Genomic DNA, 20607 nt, shown 5'->3' with positions numbered 1-20607 from the left:
CACCTCTTTCTATTTGTTAATTGAGTCAATTATAAACTCAATTCCATTTGAATTATCCTCAATAAATTTTAACACTCCAAATATATTCGGTAATCTTCTCTTTATGGTTTCCAAAGCAAGAAAATCTATCTCCTTAGAAACACTGACATCTTCAAAATATGCCTTTACTAAAATATATCTAAAAAAACTTGAAGTAATGATTGTATTAGTAAGAACAAGATCAATAATTGAGTATTCGTTTTCAGAGATCAATTTACCTAAGTTTGTTAAATAAGATTTATGAGGTCTTGTACCCCTATCAATAAATATCAAACCAAACATTTCAGCAGTTTTAGCATGATTTTCACCATATTTCTTATATGCCAACTGCTTGTGATCATCATCTAAATAAATCTCACCTATTTCGTCATATGTAAATCCATAACAAAAGTCTAGTTTTGCTAACCTATGTACTAGGTCAAAACCGCAATGTTTTAATTTACTAAACTGAGGAATATCCCCACTTTTAATTTCTCCATAATCACTATTATTTTTAGAAGCCTTTGCCATTTTTCTTATTAGTTGAATTGGTTCAACTGTTATAATCAAATTTAATTCCTCTTTACTTAAGTCTCCATTACTCTTCTTATACTTTGAAAAATACTTGCTAGATCTGTCTATTAAGTTATTTTCGATCCTACTCACAATATCCCCCCTTATTAATATTTGATTAAATCCTCATACCTAATATCGAAGTACTTTTTTGCAATTTTCGGATATTCATTCTCGAACTTCCTTAATACATTCAACGTAGAGCAAAAAGTAGATTCATTTTTATGATATTTTTGGTTAGCATCTGCAAATTGTCTAAAAGACATTTTCTTAAAAAATCTCGGTTGATTGCACCATCTAGCCAATTGAATATACATTCCTTTAAATTCACTATTGTGGTATTCCTCATATCTCATAATATATGGTAAGCACCCAAATTTCATTAATATCTTTATTCTCTCAAATACACTAATAATATCCTTGAGATCTTGAGAGTCATATGCACATAGAACGTAAAGTTTAGTTGTTTTTCTGGCATATTTTTTCCATATAGTTAGTTTTTTTGATATTATTTCCTTATCTTCGATATGATCAAATGCAAATATATAATCACCATGATACCTTGATTTAGCAAGTAATCTTGCTTTTTTATCATTCATTAGCCTAATATCAAGTCCTTGACGAAATTGAAAAGGCTTTTTAGTCTCATTAAGTTTATACAAAATTTCCTCCCAATCTTTATATGCCAGGAAATTATCGTCCCAAAGATAGATGTATGGCTTTACTGGATCTATGAACTCAGTAATTGGAGAGTGACACAGTACTCTATCATATTTTTTATTAACACAAAACTCACATTTTCTAAAGCATCCTCTTGTTGTAAATCCTATAGAATAATCTAAATAATCACTATATTTTGCTCGTTTATATCCTTGATCAATCTTTGCCTTAACAAAACTAAGATATAAATCATAATCTGGTCTGTGATGCTCAATCTCTAATTCTAAATCTTTATCAAATTCTGGGAGTCCAGTCCCACCAAGTACTAAATTATTATAATCATCAAATTTTATTGGTATTCTTGTAAAACTAAAAACTTTTGATATGTATACTAAATCATAATCATGTAAATTCGAATATTCTTCAAGTAAAATAGTTTTATGACCTTTACTTTTATGCCATGCAGATATTTTCATAAGTGCAAGATTTGGATGCCTAGTTCCACTATCTAGTAAGTCAGCATCTATTAGTCCGATATTCATAACAAATCTCCTATTCTTCCTATTAAATTTAAATTGAGTGGTAAACCTTCAATTGTTTTTTTTCAATATAAAAACAGCTCTCGCAAGCTGCTGTACTTCTTACACCTTACATGTGTTCTCTCTCTTATTTATAATTATATACAAATTAGTAATGATTGTAAACTAAAATTTTAGACAAAATCGATATATAAAAGAGCAATAAACCGCTTTCTAATTAGTCTACCCTTGAAATGTTTTAAGCCTTCTGAAAAACATTGATTTACTGATTCCAGTCTTTTCAATGATTTCCCTTGTAGTAAGTCCACCTTCCTTGTATAACTCCAACGCCCTCTTTACCCCAACATCCTTCTTCTTTGGTCTCCCCAGTTTAACTCCTCTTGCTTTAGCAGCAGCGAGTCCCTCATTTACGCGTACCGTAATCATATCACGTTCGAACTCATATAATACTGCTAGCATTCCAAAAAGCATACGCCCACTTGGAGTATTCGTATCTATGCTTTCTTTAAGAGATACAAGTTCTATGTTACGTTCTCTGAATAATATTGATAAGTCAATGAGGTCTTTTGTAGAACGCCCCAGACGTGAGAGACTACTGACAACAATAGTATCTCCTTCGTGACAATCAAGTAACATTGTTTCTAGTTCTGGACGTTGTAAACTCTTCCCACTTATCTTATCCTTGTATATCATTTTACAACCATAGTCTTTTAAGGCAATCAATTGTCTTTCCAGATTTTGGTCCGTTGTCGACACTCTTGCATAGCCTACAATAGTTCCCATTTATAACACACTCCCAGTCATGCTAAATCGCTCCACATTGCTGTTTAAAGACTCTAATGGATTAAACCTAGCGAATGTCTTAGAGACGTCCTCAGAGCCTATTTGGAGGTATCTATTAACCATTGATAAATCACTATGCCCTAGTAATCTTTGTAATGTAAAAGGGTCTCCTCCACTAGTAATCCAAAGCGTTGCAAAAGTGTGTCTAAACTTATGAAGACCTCTTGAGTATACACCTCTTGAAAAGTTGTACTTCTTAATTTCTTTTCCGAGAGAATCCACTGCTAGCTCGGTTCCATATATAGTTGGAAATAGTAAATCCTCAGCATTGCCATGTCTAAACGATATATACAATTTCAGTGTTTTAATCAATGCTTTTGATAATGGTATATTCTGCTGTTTACCGTTCTTAGTATGTCGGTATAACACCCAACCCGATTGCAAGTTTAAATCACCTATACGCATTTTTGTTAAGGTTCTTGCTCTACAACCAGTTCCTAGAAAGAACGTACATATAGACCAATTCCGAAGCTCTGCGAATGTACATGATTTTGTATCCGGTTTCTTTAATAGTTTCTTCAACTCAACTTCAGAGTATACTTCCTTAATTGGTTTTCCGCTTTTAGGTATAATAACTTTAAACGGATTCACCCAACCCTTCTCCATATAGTAATACAATACAACTCTTAAACTTCGGATATTAGTTGCTCTTGTCACGTCATTACCCTTGTAGTTATCCTTAAGATATACAAGGTATCCTTCTACTGTATCAACTGTAATACTTAAAGTATCGATTACGTCATTTCCTAAGTACCTTACGAATATCTTCCAGTACTGCTTATAACTTGTTATTGTCCAAGGACTAAGCGTTTTATATTCACACCTTGACATAAAACTCTCAAATGCTTCACCGATATTATGGTGCTTACTACTGTTCATTGTAAATACTTTGCTTCGTTGCATAAAAAAAACCTCCTATTTTTAGGAAGTTAATCTTACGGCCTATTTGCGCTAAATCTAGCGGTGCAAATCGAGTGCAATTGCCGTTAAATAGCCTTATTGGTACCAGTAGCCGGAGTCGAACCGGCACGACGTTACCGCCACAAGATTTTGAATCTTGCGTGTCTACCAATTCCACCATACTGGCAACAGCAATATAATTATACTACATATTTCATAAAAAAAGAGAAAAATTTTCTCTTTTTTATATTTCTATAGTTGAACCTGTTTTAAGTCGTCTCAGTTTCGAACGCATTGCTTGTTTTAATTCGAAGAATGCATCATCTCCGGTGCAATGGCAAGCATATACATTTATATCTTTTTCGTTAGCAAATTTATCGCCAATTTTTTGAAGATAATCCGTTTGTTGAAGATTGAATGAGTCATAATGTGAAAAATGCAATCCGCCAATTATATGAGATACAAATTTCTTGCTATTATTCTCAACTGATTCAACAATATTGCCAATCCCTTTATGAGAACACCCACTAAAGAGAATGTTATTCTCACCTTCAGTAACTATCAAGTATATTTCATGATGAAAATGGTCTTCAATATATTGCCCATCCTCATATATCATAAGATTTCTATCACCAATAGGTGGTTTTTGATAATCTACCAAATCACAAATTCTGATGTTAGGAGTAATTGAAAATGTCTCACGGTAAATGTAATTGATACGATCGTTTTTTGGAGCTTTCCCCAGTCCAATATCCTCGTATTGTCTTCCTTCACTTTTCACATGATCTTCAAACGCTCTTTTAGAAATAAAAACTTGAGCTTTCTTGTTCATTTTTAAGAACTTTTTGATTCCTGTTCCGTGATCGTAATGGCCATGAGAAATAACTAAATAATCAACTTCACTTAGATCTACACCTAGTTTTTTCGCATTCTTTTGATAGTAATTGTTAGGACCTAAATCAAAAAGTATTTTCTTATTTCCAGTTTCTATATACAAACTTAACCCATGAGCTGAACTCAAAGTATTGTTATCATTCTTATTATCTAATAATGTAACTACCTTCATCTAATCTCCCCTATACTATTCCTCGTTTTTAAGTCTCTTAATAATCATTTCATATCCACCAGGGCCAAACGAAAATGATTTAGATATTTTGCTGATAGTAGCGGCACTGATTCCTGTAATTTTTTCAATTTCTTGGTAAGTCATTTTACTTTGCAACATTTTAGCAACTTCTAGCCTTTGCCCAAATGCTTCTAGTTCATTGACAGTACATAAGTCATCAAAAAAACGATAGCACTCTTCAATGCTTTCTAATTTTAGAATTGCATTAAATAATTTATCGATTTCTTCATTTTGAATTTTATATCTATAGTTCATAATATCACCTCAATATACCATATTTTAATTATATCATAGTTTTATAGACAAAAAATAAAATAATTTTAAATAACTACCAATAAAAATTACTACTCCTTTGTTATATTAGTGTAGTAACTTTTTCAAAATACACAATCCCTCGTGTACAGAAGGAGGATTCTCCTCCTTCTACCCCTTTCTGCTTTACTTGCGGACTTTTTAAACATATAATATATTACGAGGTGGTTTGTATGAATAGTAAAGAATTAAATAAACTGGTATCCCAGTTGCAAAATGGTGATTTGGCTGTTTTTGATTTTATTTATCATGAAACAAAAAGTGTTGTTTATTACACAATTCTTGGCATTGTTAAGGACAAATCTTTAGCCGAAGATATTATGCAAGACACCTATTTAAAGAGTTTAGAAAAGATTCATTCATTTAAACCCAGGTTTGGTTTTAAATCGTGGATTGTAACAATTGCTAGGAACTTGTCAATAAATGAATACAACAGGAGAAAACGGGAACTGAGTTTTGATCCTTCGGTTGATGAATATATATTTGGACAAGAAGAAAGCACCTCAGAAAAAGAATTGATAGTTAGAGATGTATTAGAATATTTAGACGAAACAGAACGCGAAGTTATAATAATGCATGTTCTTGGTGACTTAAAACATAGGGAAATTGCAGATTTGTTAAAGAAACCAATTGGTACAATTACCTGGATTTATAACAAAGCAATAAAAAAAGCAAAAGAAAAATTTAGAGAGTAGGTGAAATGATGGATGATAAAAGAATAGAAAAGAAACTAAAAGATACTTTCAATACAGAAGTACCTGATGTTTTAACTAAAATCAAAGCAAGTCCTGAATTTCGTGTACCTTTAAAAGAAAAAGGATTTAGCTTGAGGAACATATTAAATAAACGATTAATAGTTTCGTTATCAAGTTTGTTTGTAGTTGTTATACTTCTATTTGCCGTTATTGGAAGATCTAATTATATTGTTGCTAGTACAGTCACATTAGAATTAAACCCATCGATAGAAATATATTTAAACAAGAATGATTACGTCATAAAAGTAGTTGCTCTCAATGATGATGGTGAAGAAGTTATCGAAAAAGATATTAAGTATCGTGGTTTATCAATAGATGATGCACTTGTAATCATTGTTGAAAGACTAAATGAACTTGGTTATGTTGTTGATACAACAGATGAGAATAATATAATCTTGGTTTCTGTCAACAGTGATAATGAGGCCATTAAAGCAAGACTACAAAATAAATTTGCCACTCAATTACAAATGGAATTAAGTAAATATAACAATTCACATTGGGTATTTAATAGTGATGATTTCCAATTAACTGATGAGCAGTTAAGATTTGTAAAGAATAACGACTTACTATCAAAATACTCATTTGCTAAAATCGCACTTGCTTATCGTATAAATAGTTTAGAACCAGATTACACTTTAGCTACATTATCAAGAATGAGTATTAGAAATCTTTATGATTTATATATTGCATTGGAAAATCCTGATAATTTACCTCAAAAGAACCAAATGCCACCATCACGAAACAACAATCAAAATGAATCGTATAGTGGTGGAGATTTAAACATCGGATTTTAAAAAATAAAAAGAGCCACTTTAGATAAAGTGGCTCTTTCTTTTTACATTGTTTTTGATTCTTCAATTTTTTCAGAAAGAAACTGATTAGTATATAACTGATAGTATCTTCCTTCTTTTTTAATTAATTCTTTATGTGTTCCTGACTCAGTAATTTTACCATGTTCAAGGACTAAGATTCGATCACTTGTAGTGATTGTAGATAAACGATGTGCTACTACAAAACTTGTTCTGTTCTTAAGGACTACCTCGATAGCTCTTTGAACACATTTTTCTGTTTTAGTATCAACACTTGATGTTGCTTCATCTAAGATTAAGATGCGTGGATTTGCGATTAAAGCTCTAGCAAAACTAACAAGTTGCTTTTGCCCTACACTTAAACGAGCTCCACCTTCTCCAACTTTGGTATCATAACCTTCTTCAAATTCCATAATGAAGTCATGTGCTTCAACTAGTTTAGCTGCTTCAATAACTTCTTCGAAAGTTACATCTTGATTAGCATACTTAATATTATCTAAGATTGTTCCACTAAATAGATGTGGTGATTGTAATACATATCCTAAATTATCATGTAGCCAACCTAATGATCTTTCTTTATAGTCTTTACCATCGATCAAGATTTGTCCTTCAGTTGGTTCGTAGAAACGACAGATTAAGTTTACAATTGTACTTTTACCAGCACCTGTGTGCCCGACAAGAGCAATACTTTCTCCTTGTTTTACTTTAAGGTTGAAGTCACTTAGTACTTGTTCACCTTTATTGTATTTAAAAGTTACACCTTTAAATTCTATATCACCGTGTAATGTTTCCCAGTTCTCTTTTTTGAAATTTATTGCATCTCCGTATTTTTCAATAACTTCGTCAGTATCCCATATCTCAGGTTCACTTTCGATTAATGCCATGATTCTTTCAGCTGATGCTTGTGCTTGTTGGAAACGAGCAAGAACACTAGCTAATTGCATGATTGGATCAAAGAATTGTCCAATGTATGCTACGAATACATATAGTATTGATACATCGATTACTGTCAATAATACTTTGTTACCACCATAGTATAAAACTAGTGCTGTAGCAATTGACGCAATGAATAAAATTGTAGGAAAATATAATCCAGCAAACATTGCTGCTTTAATTGAATGTTTCTTCATCGACATAGTTTTTCTATCAAAATCAGCAAAATTTGTTTCTTCTAGAACTAATGTCTTTGTCGTTTTTGCACCTGTAATACCTTCATTGAATGCTCCAGTAATTTTTGAGTTTTGCTTTCTTATTTTACGGTAAGAAAATAACATTCTCTTACGGAAAAAGTAACTTAAATATACTAGAATTGGAATAACTCCGATAGCGATTAAAGCTAATTGCCAATCTGTAATAAACATAGCAATTGTAATAAAGATCATCATTAGTGAACCCCAAGTCATATCAATTAGACTCCAACTTAGAATATCACTTAAATTTCTTGAATCACTTGTCATACGTGCCATTATCCAACCAACTGGAGTTTTATCATAATATGAGAAAGGTAATTTTTGTAGTTTCTCAAATGCTTTTTTTCGTAGAGAATATGCCAATTTTCTTTGCACAGCTCCCGCTTGCATAATGAATGTATAAACCATTGCACCGATAAAGATTACAACAACTGCATAAATACCGATAAATAGTGGTAGTTTTGATATATCACCATTTTCTGCTAAGACAATTGCGTATCGATTTATCTGTGGATAAATTGTATCTGTTAAAGCAAGTAATGCTGCGGCAATTAAACCGATTATCAAATGATGTTTAAATGGTGCCATCATTTTAAAGATTTTTTTCCATACGGCAAGATCAAACTTGGAGTCAGTGTACTCTTCTTCTTCGAAGTAGTTCATATTATTTCACTCCTTTCACTGTTTGCTTATAGTCGTATTCGACATTTGTTTGGATATCCCATAATTCACTATAAAGACCATCTTGGTTTAGTAATTCTTTATGAGTTCCCATTTCAACGATATCACCTTTATCTAAGACAATAATTTTGTCTGCTTCCATCGCCGTTGTAATACGATGAGTTATGATAAAGACTGTTGTATCTTTCCAGTAATCACTTAATGCTCTTCTGATTTGAATATCAGTTTCAGTATCTACTGCACTTAAACTATCATCAAAGATTAATACTGGTTTTGAATCTAATAACATTCTAGCAATAGCGACGCGTTGTTTTTGTCCACCTGATAGTGTTACCCCACGTTCACCTACTATTGTTTTATATCCACCTTCAAAGCCAAGAATATCTTCATGTAAAGCAGCGATTGTTGCAGCTTTATAGACTTTCTCTTCTGAAGCATTTTGATCCATAATTCCTATGTTATCGTAAAGCGTTCTACTATATAAGAATGGCTCTTGCATAATGATACCAACGTTTTCACGTAAATGTTTTTTATTGATATCTTTTATATCTACACCATCAAATAGGATACTTCCTTCTTGATTATCTAATAAACGAATCATTAAGTTAATTAATGTTGATTTTCCACTTCCTGTTTTACCAACTATTGCCAGACTTTCACCAGGTTCTACCTTGAATGAGATACCTTTTAATAATGGTTTGTTATCATCTTCAAATTGGAATCCAACATTTCTAAATTCAACTCCACCTTTTATTGGTGGGTGGTTTTCACTATCACCATCGTGTTCAGATTCTTTTAACATAATTTCATCTAAACGGTCTAGTGCTACTGTTGTTTTACCAAAGTCTTGAACGATTCGTCCTAATTGACGTAATGGCCAAACTATCATCCCGATATAAGATAAGAAGGCAATGTATTCCCCAGTAGTTAAGTCTTGCGTTGAAGCTAAGACGATACCTGCTGCAATTGTAATTGCATATTGGAAGAATGTAATAACATCAGTTCCACCCCAATAAATAGCCATAAGCTTCAATAAGTGGAAGTCTTCTTTCATATAATCTTTTGAATCAGCATCAAATTTTTCAATTTCATATTTTTCTTTGGCAAATGCTTTTACAACTCTAATACCTGTAACACTTTCTTGAAGTGTTGTAGTCATTTTGGCTTCAGCTTCTTCTACTCTTTTGAATATTTTTTTTACCCATTTAAAATAGATGAAAGCGGTAAGGAATATAACAGGTGTAATTAGTACACTATATATTGTCATAACTCCATTAAGTTTCGCCATTTGGTAGATTGTTAATGCGATTAGGAATACTAATCTAAATATTTCGATTAATTGTTCTCCTACAAAGACACGATATGTTTCAACATCTGTTGTACATCTTTGAATTAAATCTCCTGTTTCAGCGTGTGTATGATATGAGAAACTTAAATCTTGTAATTTTTTATATAAAGTGTTTCGCATATGGTATGCAACACTTTCAGTGAAGAATGCATTTATCATTCTTCTACCAAACATAATAACTACTCTAAATAATGTAAATGATACATATACTAAGGCAATTATAGCAAGGCGTTCTTTTACTGTGTCTCCCGTAAAAAGGCTTGTCATAAATGTTGGTAAAGGTGATTTTAAACCATCAAGTTCAGCATCAATAATATGTGCGATGAACAATGGTGAGAGTGTTCTAAAATATTGCAGGGCAATAAGAAGAATAGTTGAGATTAAGAAAATTAATTTGTATCCTTTGATCCATTTAAGAAATTGATTTATTCGTTTAACGCTTTTAACACGTTTAACTTTTTTAACATGTTCCATGTTTACACCTCTTCTCTTTCGCTCTCTTCTAACAAGTCTATATAATCATGTTCGATCCTATGTAAATCTTGTTCAAGTAAGTCGATCTGTTTGTTTAAATCATTCATTTTTTTACCATTAGTATAGTTTTCTTCTTTAAAGGTATCTTCCTTTAAACCATCTATCTTAAGAGATAATTTTTCAATACTCTTTTCTAATAATGATAATTCTTTTGGATAATTTATCTTTTTAGTTTTGTTTTTCTTAGTTTTAGTTTTAATTTTCTTTTGCTTAATTTCTTGATCCTTAAATTCATCGTACGTTCCTTCAAATTCTATAGCTTCATCTGTAGAAAGATGAACTAGTTTGTTCGCAATTTTATTAATAAAATAACGATCATGTGAGACAAAGATGATTGGTCCTGTAAATTCATTAAGGACATCTTCAATAATGTCTTTCGTTTCAATATCTAAGTGGTTTGTTGGTTCATCTAGAATTAACAATTCTGGTTCTTCTAGCATAAGTAATAACAATACTAAACGAACTTTTTCACCACCACTTAAAATACTAATTGGTTTATCTAAATCTTCCGCAAAGAATAAGAATCTGGCTGCAACAGATCTAACATCTTTATTGGTAAACATTGGATAGTTATCATGAATTTCTTCATAGATTGATTTACTATAATGTAATGTTTCTTGATTTTGATCAAAATACCCAATTTTATATTCTCTAAGGAACTCTACTCTTCCTTTTAGAGGTAATAATTTTTTTTCAATTGCTTTTAATAACGTTGTCTTTCCAGTTCCATTAGGTCCAACAATCGCTAGTTTATCAAACCCACGCATACTGAAATCAATATTTTCAATTAGGGGTTTATCATAACCTATTGAAAGGTTTTTAGCTTTTAAGATAACTTCAACTGTAGCTCTTTTTTGCTCTAGATTCATTTTAACTTTTCGTTTTGATAAATGTGGTTTATCTATTTTATCAATTCGATCTATCTTTTTTTGTCTGTCTTTAGCAAGACTGGCTTTTTTAGAGTTATATCGAAAACGATCAATGAAACTTTGTAAATGTGCTATTTCTTTTTGTTGTCTGGAATAGCTCCTGATCAGTATTTCATATCTTCTGATTCTTTCATCTTCATATTCATCAAATGTTCCGTAATACGTCTCAATTGTGTGATTTTCTATTTCAATTATCTTCTTACAGACTTTAGAGATGAAATACTTATCATGAGTAACGATTAGCAAAGCGCCTTCATACTTGTTTAAATAGTCTTCTAGCCAATCAATTATCTCAATATCTAAATGATTTGTTGGTTCATCTAGAATAAGTAATTCTGGTTTTAGTAATAGTAGTTTAGAAAAAGCTACTCTAGTTTTCTCTCCACCACTAAAGGTGTTTATCTTTCTAATATATTCATCTTTAGTAAAACCAAATCTACTTAAAATCATATTAATTTGATAAGGATAATCATATCCTCCTAAGACATTATAACTGTGTTCCATTTTCGCATATGTATTTATTAAGTCCTCATCATGAGGATTACTTTCTAACTGTGCAGTTATACTGTTTAATCTTTCCTCTAACTTGATTACGTCTTTAAAGACTTCCAGCATCTCTTCATAAAGTGTATTAGCTGAGTTCTTGATAACACTTTGCGATAAGTATCCAACTCGTGCTCTTTGGTTTTTATGGATTTCACCACTATCAATACTTTCTTCACCAGTAATCATTTTTAGTAATGTTGATTTACCTGTTCCGTTTTTACCAATAATGGCAATTTTATCTTTACTATTTATATCAAAAGAAATGTTTCTGAATAAAACTTCTCCACTGAATTCCTTTTGTAATTTTGAAATACTTAATATATTCATTTTAGTCACCTACTCTATATATATAAAAAAATGTCTTTCATCACATGATGAAAGACATATTTAGTTTATTGAAAAATATCTAAATTTCTAATTTATATAAAATTAGTGTCAAGTCTTCAGTGATGGTTCGGGCATAACAAAAAACGCGTGATTTAATACGTTATATGTTCTGTTTGTAGTTTGTTTTATTAACATTACCATCACCTCTTTCTGTTTTTATTTGGCCTTAACCTCTAATAGTTTAGCATAGAAACTTTTTAATGTAAAGGCTATTATAGACTTTTGTTAAATTTCATCATCAATGATTATTTGTGTAGGTTTTTCCCTTAAAACACTAGGACTTTCCATAATCTTTGTTGCCATTTTAATTGCTTGTGAGAAATAATATCCATCAACAATTCTTTCATCGACAACCACTTTTAAATCTTGTGACTTTCTTTTATCAATTGTATTATCTCCATTTAACTCGTGTTGCTTTCTTCTTGTACCAAATGCAATAAATATTGAAGTTGTACCGAAGTTATATAAATGATGATAAACAGGTTTAATTCCTAGTGAACCTAAATCAGTTACAAAGAAACTTGTGTGAAATGGACTTAAACTACGAATGAACTTAGGTAAAAGTCCACGACGATCTAAGAACTTCAAAAATCCAACAACTCCCCCATAGATAAATCCAGGTACTTTGCTCATTACTTTTACAAACTTATCTGTATCATTTTTCTCTTCTACTATTTTACTCGCATCAATAGCTTTATTCATTTTATCGATTACTTCGTAAATAGTATCATCAGGATCAAATTTTATTGTTATTGTTGTTTCTTCTGCCTCTTCGCTCATTTCTTTTTTTACGGCAAGAGCAACTACAATTTCATTTCTTGCATATGCTTTTTTACCACAAATAAAACGATTAATTTTTGGTTTTTGAGAAATAACTCTTACCATAGTAGCAATAGCTACTTGTAAGAATCCAACTTTATAGCCTTCTCTTCTTATTTCACGAATGAACTTCAAAGTCTCTTCTAAATCGATATTCTCAGAAAAGAAAACTTGTGCATCGTTTCTTTCTTTCATAATGTGAGGAATTATTTTAAAAAACGGATCGACTTTCCTCAAACGCCAACCGTCCGAACGGTCCCCTAATCTTCTTTTCATACTATCATCTCCAACAATTATTATATCGTAATATTTGAATTAAATAAAGATAAAAAAAAAGAAGAGGAATTATTCCTCTTCTAATACTAAATCCTTAAACTGTGTTGTGTATAGGTCATAGTAGAATCCTTTTTCATGAAGCAATTTGTTATGATCACCATTTTCAATTAACTCGCCGTCTTTAATTACCAAAATGTTATTTGCATTTCTGATTGTTTGTAAACGATGAGCAATTACGAAACTTGTGCGACCTTTCATTAGTGTATTCATGCTTTCTTGAATTTTAAATTCTGTACGGGTATCGACATTAGAAGTTGCTTCATCAAGGATTAGAACATCCGGATCACTTAAGATTGTTCTTGCGATTGAGATTAACTGTCTTTCTCCTTGTGAGAAGTTTTCTCCACCTTCATATACTTCACTTTCATAACCATGAGGTAAACGAATGATGAAGTCATGTGCGTTTGCGAGAACGGCTGCGTGTTCAACTTCTTCTTTTGTTGCATCTAAGTTCCCATATGCAATATTATCATAAACTGTACCTATAAATAGTTTTGTATCTTGAAGAACAACTCCGATATTTCTTCTTAAATCATCTTTTTTATATTCTCTTATATCAACATTATCAATTTTGATACTTCCTGAATCTACTTCGTAGAAACGGTTGATTAAATTAATAATTGTTGTTTTCCCACTTCCAGTAGGTCCAACAATCGCAACTGTTTTTCCTTCTTCAGCGTTAAAAGTAATATCTTTTAAGACAACTTTATCAAGTTCATATCCAAAAGTTACATTACTAAATTCAACATGTCCTTTTAAATCTTCAACAGATTCTTCTCCATCGTAAACATATTCACTTGGTATATCAACTAAAGTAAATACTCTTTCAGCTCCTGCAAGACCTTGTTGTAATGTGTTAAATAATTGAGCTAAGTTAGATATTGGTTGGACAAACATTCTAGCATATTGTGTAATAGCAATGATTGAGAAGACCATGTTTTCATTACCACTTCTAATAGCCAAGTAACCACCAAGAACAGTAATTACAACATAGATTAAGTTATTCATAAAGTTAATTACTGGCATAATTAATCCTGCTTTTGATTGTGCGCTATAACTTGCTTCTCGTAATTGCTCATTTTTTTCTTTAAACTCATCAACAACTTCATTCTGAGAATTGTATAATTTAATATTTTTGATTCCAGAAATGCTTTCTTCAACAATTCCATTTAGGTTTCCTAAATGCTTTTGTTGCGCTGTAAATCCTTTTCTAGTGTATTTTCCTATTTTACCAGTAAATAATACCATTACCGGTACAAATAGTAATACAACAAGAGCTAGCAACCAGTTAACAACAAACATCGCAATCAATGAACCTATTAATGTTATAGCTGATGATATTAACTCCATTATAACTTGAGCTAACATATTACTAATTAAATCTACGTCATTAGTAATCCTTGAAACAATATCTCCAGATTGATTTTGATCATAATAGCTAACAGGTAATACTTGTAAGTTATCAAAGGCATCTTTTCTTATTTTTGCTACAGTTTTCTGAGCGATTACCGTCATTACGTAACGCCCGGTAAAACGAACAATTGAAATAAATAATGCTAAAGCTAAAATGATAAGTCCGTATGTTTTTGCGGCAGTATAATTAAATGCAATTAAGTACTCAGATAAAGCTTTTGCAAATAGTACTGGTAGGATAACTCCTAGAACTGCTTGGATAAATATTGCTACTGCAATACCTACTAATGCAGGCTTATAATTACCTAAGTATCTCCACAAACGAAGTATTGTACCTTTTCTATCTTGAGCGTTGCTTCCAAGATAAACTCTATGCCCATGACCACCAATTACTTTATTTAATTGTTTTGAGTAGTCTTTGTTTGCCTCATTTCTAATTTTAACATCGTGTTTATTTAAAACTGTTTCTTGATGATTAATATTTTTATATGGATCTTCTTTCTTAGGTGGAATCACGTGTGCTTGTTTCATTTTTTTAGGCATTCAGACCACCTCCTACTCCAAGTTGAGAAAGTGCAATTTCTTGATATACCTCAGACTTCTTAAGCAAGTTCTCATGAGTATCAAATCCATCTATCTTTCCTTTATTATTAAGTACTATTATTTTATCTAGATTTTTAATAGTTGAAATTTTTTGTGAAATAATCAAAGTTGTCATCGATTTTGTAAGTTTACCAATTTCAGTTAATATCAATTCTTCACTTTGAGCATCAACTGCGCTTGTTGAATCATCTAGAATCATAACTTTGGGTTTCCTTAGAAAGGCTCTAGCTAAACTAATTCTTTGTTTTTGTCCACCACTAAGATTTGTCCCTTTTTGTTGTATTTCATGATTATATAAATCATCGTAATCTTCAATAAACTCTAGAGCTTGAGCGCTTTTTACAGCTTCATTCAACTCATTAATGTCAGCATCATTTTTACCTTGAAGTAAATTTGTACCGATACTACCACTAAATAGTGTTGCTGTCTGTGTAACTACACTGATTTGTTCTCTCAATCTGTTTAATTGTAATTGCTTAACATTTACATCATCAAATAAAATTTCTCCTGATGAAACATCGTATAATCTAGGAATTAAATTTATAAGCGTAGTTTTTCCACTACCTGTACTACCAATAATTCCAACACGTTCTCCAGATTTAACTTTGAAACTTATATCATTCAATACGTTATTTCCATCTTTTTCATATGAGAAGCAAACATTTTTGAATTCAATATTTCCTTTTAGTTCAAAATCTTCTAAACAGTCTTCACAATCGATGAAATCAGATTTTTCTTCAAGTACTTCTTGAATTCTGTTTGCGCTAGCTAAAGCACGCGATACAAATATAAGGACCATTGCGAACATCATTAAACCAAATAATATTTGCATCATATAACTGTAAAACGCTGTCATCACACCAATTGAAGGCATCAATTCACCATAAACCAAATGTACTAAACTACCTTGTTCAACATAGTATGAACCAAGTAGAACAATCCCAGCTACAGTTGCATTGAATATCAACATAATTATCGGTTCAGCAAACACCATTACTTTTTCTGCTGCTACATTAGTTTTCCTGAACAGTTCATTCGCATCATTGAATCTTTTATTCTCATGTTTAGTTCTAACAAATGATTTTATAACTCGTGGTGAATTAGCTGTTTCTAATGATACTTTGTTTAATCCATCTATTGTTTTTTGAACTTTTGAGAATCTTGGGAATGCAATAATAACTATAATAACGATTGTTATCAATAACAATGGTATTGAAATAATCAGTAAGTTTGATAGTTCTTTTGATGTCTCAATTGCCATATACAAACCAATACCAACCATGATTGGTGCTCTTACAATAATTCTTAACATCATTTGAAAGAATTGTTGCACTCTTAACACATCGCTTGTTGCTGTAGTTACCAATCTACTTGTCTTGAATTTATCAATATTTTTTGTTGTTAAAGATTGAATCTTAACAAATAAATCATTTCTTAAATCCATTGTTGCACTTGTTGCAACTTTTTGGGATGTAAAAGTATTAACAACACCTGCTAATAGTGATATAAAAGCAACTGCTATCATAATAATACCTGTTTCCTGTAATAATGATAGGTCATTAAAAGGTAATGCATCATCCAAAATAATTTTCATATATGATGGTATTAAAAATCCTCCAATAACTTGTACTAACATAGCAGTAATGCTAATTAGCACTGCACCTCTATACTTTAAGGTGTATTTAATTAATTTTCCTAAACTCTTCATGTTATTCCTCCTTAAGTAGTCCATGTTTTAGGATGTCCAGATGCCAATCTAACTCTTTTCTCGCTGCTTCAAAAGTCAGATTCTTCATTAAGGCTCCTTGAATTACACTTCTCTTTATATGTTGTAAAAATTCATACAGTCTTACTAACTCATCTATTTCATTACCTATTCTTATATCAGATAAATCCATACGATTCAGTATTGTTATAATATAATCTTTTCTACGATTGTGATGGTGTTCTATAAATTCCATATTAGAACCTATGCTCTTAAATACATTTTTCATAAATCGATGTCTTTTTTGATTTGCATAAGCATTATAATCAACATCAAATGTTAATCTTATATACTCAAATAAATCATTAGTCATTTCTGAATGTTTATAACCCTCGGTAAATATCTCATCAAACGTCAAATCAATAACAAAATAATAAAGATCATCTATATCTTCAAAATATTGGTAGAAACTACCTCTTGGGATTCCCGCTTCTTTAATTATATTTGATACACGAGCTTTATGAAGTTCATTCTCCGTAAACTCTTTAATCGCGGCATCAATAATGATATTCTTTTTATTTTCATCTAGATTACTAAATGTTTCTTTTGGCATAATAATCCTCCTTTGTGACGAAGTGTCACTTTATTATATATGACGAGTTGTCATATGTCAACATTTAGACATTAAAAAAGTTCCTGGGGGAAGGAACTTTTTCTTTTAGAGTTTTTGTTATTAAATCTAGAGGATGTTGAAAAGAATTTTACTCTCTCATTATACAAAATTCTTATGTAGAGAGTATGAAGGAGTTATGAAAGAGTTGTGAAAAAAAAGACAATGAAAAATCATCGTCTTTAATTTAAATTCTTTTTGTGATATTTTACTTTTTCAATGCTTTAATAAGTTCTGCTTTTTTGAGTTTTGTATATCCAGTAATACCCTTTGCCTTAGCAAGTTCTTTTAGTTCTACAACTTTCATAGCATTATAATTAACTTTTGGTTTAGGTGCTACTTTTGGTTCAGGAGCTACTTCTGGTTCAGGTGCTACTTCTGGTTCAGGTGCTACTTCTGGTTCAGGGGTAACCTCTTCAACTACTTCTTCAACAACTGGCTCCTCCATAACAGGTTCAACTACCTTTACCGCTTCTTTTACTTCTACTTTTTTATTTTTCCCAAATAATTTACTCCAAAATGACATATCATTTCCACCTTTCTATATAATATTTTATTCCCTTTAGTTACTACTCTATAATTATAAGTTATCCAGAAAACTATTTCAAATGATATTCGATGAAAACATTTTCCTAAATGTAAAACGCTTTTATTAGTGTTTGATATAAATTATATAATTATATAGTGTACAATATAATCGAGGTGAAGAATATGGAAAAAAGTAAAGTTGTTGTTGTTGGAACCGGGTTTGTAGGAATGAGTTATGCTTATGCATTAGTTAATCAAGGAGCAGCTGAAGAGTTAGTATTAATTGATATTGATCACGAAAAAGCTGTTGGGGAAGCTATGGATTTAAATCATGGTATGGCTTTTGCGCCAAGAAAAATGAATATTAGTGCGGGAACTTATGATAATTGCAAAGATGCAGGATTGGTGGTTATTACCGCTGGAGTAAACCAAAAGGATGGTGAAACTCGTATTCAATTGTTAAATCGTAATGCCACAATTGTTAAATCCGTTGTAAGAAGTGTTATGGCAAGTGGTTTTGATGGAATCTTATTAGTTGCTAGTAATCCTGTTGATATTTTAGCTTATGTAGCTTGGAAAGAATCAGGATTAGATAAATCAAGAGTTATCGGGAGTGGTACTAGTTTAGATACTGCTAGATTGCGATATGAAATCTCTAGCTATGTAAATATCGATCCAAGAAATGTACATGCGTATATTTTAGGTGAGCATGGCGACAGTGAATTTGTTGTTTGGTCTAATGCAAACATTGGAGGTAAACCAATCTTTGATGTAATCAATTCAATGGATGAGATAAATTTTGAAAACCTAGAACATATTTACGAGAATGTAAGAGACGCTGCGTATGAGATTATAAAACGCAAACGAGCTACTTATTGGGGTATAGGTATGGCATTAGTTAGAATCACCCGAGCAATCTTTAATAATGAAAACCGTATAATGCCAATTAGTGTATTGAACGATGGTGTGTATTCTATAGAAAAAGATGTTTATATCGGATTACCAGCTGTTTTAAACAGAGAAGGGGTTCATCATGTAGTTCATTTTGCTCTTTCTCCTAAGGAAAAAGACAAGTTAGCTGCATCTGCAAAAATATTAAAAGATAATTTAACAAACATAGGGTACTAAAAAAGCTGCTAAAGCAGCTTTTTTTATTTGGAATACTTAACTCAAGTTCTAATACTTTTCTGATATATCGAGTGCTGCTAATTTCCCTGTAGCAAAGGCGATAGTTATATTGTATCCGCCTATTGGTCCGTGGATATTGACAGTTTCACCGATAAAGTAGAGACCTCCTACTTTTTTAGTTTCTAAAGAATTTGGATTTAATTCATTTAAAAGAATTCCTCCCTTATTCACATAAGATTTATCTCTATCTTCTACTTTTGATACTTCAATTGAAAACCTTAGAACTGTGTCTTTTATTCTATCAAGATCCTTTTTCGATATTTCACTAATTCGTCTATTTTCAAAGCTCAATATTTCTAATATTTTTCTAGCTAATCTTTTACTAACTAGTTGTTCCAATGCTTTTAGAATTAATAACTTGCCATCATTAAACAATTCGTCCACTTCATGATTGGTTTTCGAAGTGAGTGAGAATTCTAAAATTACTGGTTCATTTGCTGATTCATAGATAAATTCTGATAAATGATAAATAACTGGACCACTCAAACCAAAATGAGTAAATAATAAATCTCCTTGATGTTTAATTTTAGAGTTTTTTATCTTAACAAGAGTATTCTTTATTGTAGTACCTTGTAAATCCTTAAAGTTATTTACGATTTGCTTTGAGTAAATATGTGTCTCAGCTGGACTGAAATCTTTAAACTTAATATCGAATGAGTTTGCTATTTGCAGTCCAAAACCAGTTGAACCTGTCATTGGAAAACTCTTAGAACCTGTGGCAACAATTAGGTTATCTGTTTTGTAAATCTTATTCTCCGTTTTAACTATAAATAATTTTTCAACTTTAGTAATTCTTTTTACTTCAGTCTCTAGTTTTATATTATCCTTGTTTATATTCTTCAATAGAACATCTATAATACTTTGGCTTCTATTAGTAATTGGGAAGTACTTAAAGTTGTTTTCTAGAACAAGTTTAAGATCATTGTCATTAAAAAACCTTATTACATCAGTAGGTCCAAATGTATATAGTGAAGGATATAAGAATTTTTTGTTTTTTAAAGTAAGATTATTGATGAATTCATCAATATCTAAGTTATTAGTTACATTACATCTCTTACCACCAGAAATGAAAAGTTTTTTTGCAACTTTCTCTTTCTTTTCTAGCAATAAGTAATTAATATTCTGTTTCTCAAATTCAATTGCTGCCATTAGTCCTGCAGGACCAGCACCAATGATAATTGCCTGATAGTTCATT

Annotated in this window: 18 protein-coding genes and 1 tRNA gene; 3 read left to right on the top strand and 16 right to left on the bottom strand. The window is 31.2% G+C overall.

Annotation, left to right across the window (positions count from 1 at the left end):
* Window positions 1-9: 9 nt before the first annotated feature.
* The 7 genes from KQ51_RS05425 to KQ51_RS05395 all read right to left on the bottom strand — a co-directional run bounded on the left by KQ51_RS05425 (window position 10) and on the right by KQ51_RS05395 (window position 4914).
* Entirely contained in the window at window positions 10-684 is a 675-nt protein-coding gene (locus KQ51_RS05425) for a hypothetical protein (RefSeq protein ID WP_038469874.1), read from the bottom strand.
* A gap of 14 nt (window positions 685-698) precedes the next feature.
* Window positions 699-1793, bottom strand: coding sequence for a hypothetical protein (locus KQ51_RS05420; RefSeq protein ID WP_052609242.1), 1095 nt, complete (start codon window positions 1791-1793; stop codon window positions 699-701).
* Between the two features lie 219 nt (window positions 1794-2012).
* Window positions 2013-2573, bottom strand: a complete 561-nt coding sequence (locus KQ51_RS05415) for a recombinase family protein (protein ID WP_038469857.1) — start codon at window positions 2571-2573, stop codon at window positions 2013-2015.
* Window positions 2574-3536, bottom strand: coding sequence for a tyrosine-type recombinase/integrase (locus KQ51_RS05410; protein WP_038469856.1), 963 nt, complete (start codon window positions 3534-3536; stop codon window positions 2574-2576).
* 97 nt (window positions 3537-3633) lie between these two features.
* A tRNA-Leu gene (locus KQ51_RS05405) sits at window positions 3634-3720 on the bottom strand.
* Between the two features lie 57 nt (window positions 3721-3777).
* Complete coding sequence (locus KQ51_RS05400; protein ID WP_038469854.1) at window positions 3778-4599, bottom strand: MBL fold metallo-hydrolase; 822 nt, start codon at window positions 4597-4599, stop codon at window positions 3778-3780.
* A gap of 15 nt (window positions 4600-4614) precedes the next feature.
* Window positions 4615-4914, bottom strand: a complete 300-nt coding sequence (locus tag KQ51_RS05395) for a YerC/YecD family TrpR-related protein (RefSeq protein ID WP_038469852.1) — start codon at window positions 4912-4914, stop codon at window positions 4615-4617.
* Between the two features lie 230 nt (window positions 4915-5144).
* Here KQ51_RS05395 and KQ51_RS05390 point away from each other — a divergent pair, with 230 nt between their 5' ends.
* Complete coding sequence (locus tag KQ51_RS05390; protein WP_038469849.1) at window positions 5145-5666, top strand: RNA polymerase sigma factor; 522 nt, start codon at window positions 5145-5147, stop codon at window positions 5664-5666.
* An 8-nt stretch (window positions 5667-5674) separates the two neighbouring features.
* Window positions 5675-6520 (top strand): anti-sigma-I factor RsgI family protein, encoded by an 846-nt coding sequence (locus KQ51_RS05385; protein ID WP_038469847.1) that lies wholly within the window; start codon window positions 5675-5677, stop codon window positions 6518-6520.
* Window positions 6521-6561: 41 nt separating this feature from the next.
* On the opposite strand, the gene KQ51_RS05380 is transcribed toward KQ51_RS05385, so the two are convergent.
* The 8 genes from KQ51_RS05380 to KQ51_RS09835 all read right to left on the bottom strand — a co-directional run bounded on the left by KQ51_RS05380 (window position 6562) and on the right by KQ51_RS09835 (window position 18222).
* Entirely contained in the window at window positions 6562-8388 is a 1827-nt protein-coding gene (locus KQ51_RS05380) for an ABC transporter ATP-binding protein (RefSeq protein WP_038469844.1), read from the bottom strand.
* Between the two features lies 1 nt (window position 8389).
* Window positions 8390-10228, bottom strand: coding sequence for an ABC transporter ATP-binding protein (locus KQ51_RS05375; RefSeq protein WP_052609240.1), 1839 nt, complete (start codon window positions 10226-10228; stop codon window positions 8390-8392).
* A 2-nt stretch (window positions 10229-10230) separates the two neighbouring features.
* Complete coding sequence (locus tag KQ51_RS05370) at window positions 10231-12090, bottom strand: ABC-F family ATP-binding cassette domain-containing protein (protein WP_052609239.1); 1860 nt, start codon at window positions 12088-12090, stop codon at window positions 10231-10233.
* 285 nt (window positions 12091-12375) lie between these two features.
* Window positions 12376-13245 (bottom strand): hypothetical protein, encoded by an 870-nt coding sequence (locus KQ51_RS05365; RefSeq protein ID WP_052609237.1) that lies wholly within the window; start codon window positions 13243-13245, stop codon window positions 12376-12378.
* Window positions 13246-13314: 69 nt separating this feature from the next.
* Complete coding sequence (locus tag KQ51_RS05360) at window positions 13315-15261, bottom strand: ABC transporter ATP-binding protein (protein WP_052609235.1); 1947 nt, start codon at window positions 15259-15261, stop codon at window positions 13315-13317.
* Window positions 15254-17029, bottom strand: a complete 1776-nt coding sequence (locus KQ51_RS05355; RefSeq protein ID WP_038469838.1) for an ABC transporter ATP-binding protein — start codon at window positions 17027-17029, stop codon at window positions 15254-15256. Before KQ51_RS05355 ends, KQ51_RS05360 begins: the two co-directional genes overlap by 8 nt.
* A gap of 1 nt (window position 17030) precedes the next feature.
* A complete protein-coding gene (locus KQ51_RS09425; RefSeq protein WP_052609233.1) occupies window positions 17031-17639 on the bottom strand; it encodes a TetR/AcrR family transcriptional regulator in 609 nt (202 codons plus the stop codon).
* A 265-nt stretch (window positions 17640-17904) separates the two neighbouring features.
* A complete protein-coding gene (locus tag KQ51_RS09835) occupies window positions 17905-18222 on the bottom strand; it encodes a Rho termination factor N-terminal domain-containing protein (RefSeq protein WP_038469835.1) in 318 nt (105 codons plus the stop codon).
* Between the two features lie 185 nt (window positions 18223-18407).
* On the opposite strand from KQ51_RS09835, the gene KQ51_RS05340 reads away from it, so the two are divergent.
* Window positions 18408-19352 carry an L-lactate dehydrogenase gene (locus KQ51_RS05340; protein WP_038469832.1) on the top strand — a complete coding sequence of 315 codons (945 nt, stop codon included), beginning with the start codon at window positions 18408-18410 and terminating at the stop codon, window positions 19350-19352.
* A 48-nt stretch (window positions 19353-19400) separates the two neighbouring features.
* Here the strand turns inward: KQ51_RS05340 and KQ51_RS05335 are convergent, their stop codons facing one another.
* Window positions 19401-20606: an NAD(P)/FAD-dependent oxidoreductase gene (locus KQ51_RS05335; protein WP_038469828.1), complete on the bottom strand. Its 1206-nt coding sequence runs from the start codon at window positions 20604-20606 to the stop codon at window positions 19401-19403.
* Between the last annotated feature and the right edge of the window lies 1 nt (window position 20607).

Source organism: Candidatus Izimaplasma bacterium HR1 (genome assembly GCA_000755705.1).
Classification (GTDB): Bacteria; Bacillota_I; Bacilli_A; order Izemoplasmatales; family Izemoplasmataceae; genus Xianfuyuplasma.
The sequence above is the reverse complement of the archived record's forward strand: the minus strand, read 5'-3'. Positions and strand labels throughout refer to the sequence as shown.

What these genes read in the sequence shown, in the direction of transcription:
- KQ51_RS05415 (WP_038469857.1), bottom strand. Translation starts at nt 2,573, where the DNA reads ATGGGAACTATTGTAGGCTATGCAAGAGTGTCGACAACGGACCAAAAT.
- KQ51_RS05365 (WP_052609237.1), bottom strand. Translation starts at nt 13,245, where the DNA reads ATGAAAAGAAGATTAGGGGACCGTTCGGACGGTTGGCGTTTGAGGAAA.
- KQ51_RS05400 (WP_038469854.1), bottom strand. Translation starts at nt 4,599, where the DNA reads ATGAAGGTAGTTACATTATTAGATAATAAGAATGATAACAATACTTTG.
- KQ51_RS05395 (WP_038469852.1), bottom strand. Translation starts at nt 4,914, where the DNA reads ATGAACTATAGATATAAAATTCAAAATGAAGAAATCGATAAATTATTT.
- KQ51_RS05390 (WP_038469849.1), top strand. Translation starts at nt 5,145, where the DNA reads ATGAATAGTAAAGAATTAAATAAACTGGTATCCCAGTTGCAAAATGGT.
- KQ51_RS05360 (WP_052609235.1), bottom strand. Translation starts at nt 15,261, where the DNA reads ATGCCTAAAAAAATGAAACAAGCACACGTGATTCCACCTAAGAAAGAA.
- KQ51_RS05355 (WP_038469838.1), bottom strand. Translation starts at nt 17,029, where the DNA reads ATGAAGAGTTTAGGAAAATTAATTAAATACACCTTAAAGTATAGAGGT.
- KQ51_RS05370 (WP_052609239.1), bottom strand. Translation starts at nt 12,090, where the DNA reads ATGAATATATTAAGTATTTCAAAATTACAAAAGGAATTCAGTGGAGAA.
- KQ51_RS05420 (WP_052609242.1), bottom strand. Translation starts at nt 1,793, where the DNA reads ATGAATATCGGACTAATAGATGCTGACTTACTAGATAGTGGAACTAGG.
- KQ51_RS05385 (WP_038469847.1), top strand. Translation starts at nt 5,675, where the DNA reads ATGGATGATAAAAGAATAGAAAAGAAACTAAAAGATACTTTCAATACA.
- KQ51_RS05380 (WP_038469844.1), bottom strand. Translation starts at nt 8,388, where the DNA reads ATGAACTACTTCGAAGAAGAAGAGTACACTGACTCCAAGTTTGATCTT.
- KQ51_RS05410 (WP_038469856.1), bottom strand. Translation starts at nt 3,536, where the DNA reads ATGCAACGAAGCAAAGTATTTACAATGAACAGTAGTAAGCACCATAAT.
- KQ51_RS05340 (WP_038469832.1), top strand. Translation starts at nt 18,408, where the DNA reads ATGGAAAAAAGTAAAGTTGTTGTTGTTGGAACCGGGTTTGTAGGAATG.
- KQ51_RS09425 (WP_052609233.1), bottom strand. Translation starts at nt 17,639, where the DNA reads ATGCCAAAAGAAACATTTAGTAATCTAGATGAAAATAAAAAGAATATC.
- KQ51_RS05375 (WP_052609240.1), bottom strand. Translation starts at nt 10,228, where the DNA reads ATGGAACATGTTAAAAAAGTTAAACGTGTTAAAAGCGTTAAACGAATA.
- KQ51_RS09835 (WP_038469835.1), bottom strand. Translation starts at nt 18,222, where the DNA reads ATGTCATTTTGGAGTAAATTATTTGGGAAAAATAAAAAAGTAGAAGTA.
- KQ51_RS05335 (WP_038469828.1), bottom strand. Translation starts at nt 20,606, where the DNA reads ATGAACTATCAGGCAATTATCATTGGTGCTGGTCCTGCAGGACTAATG.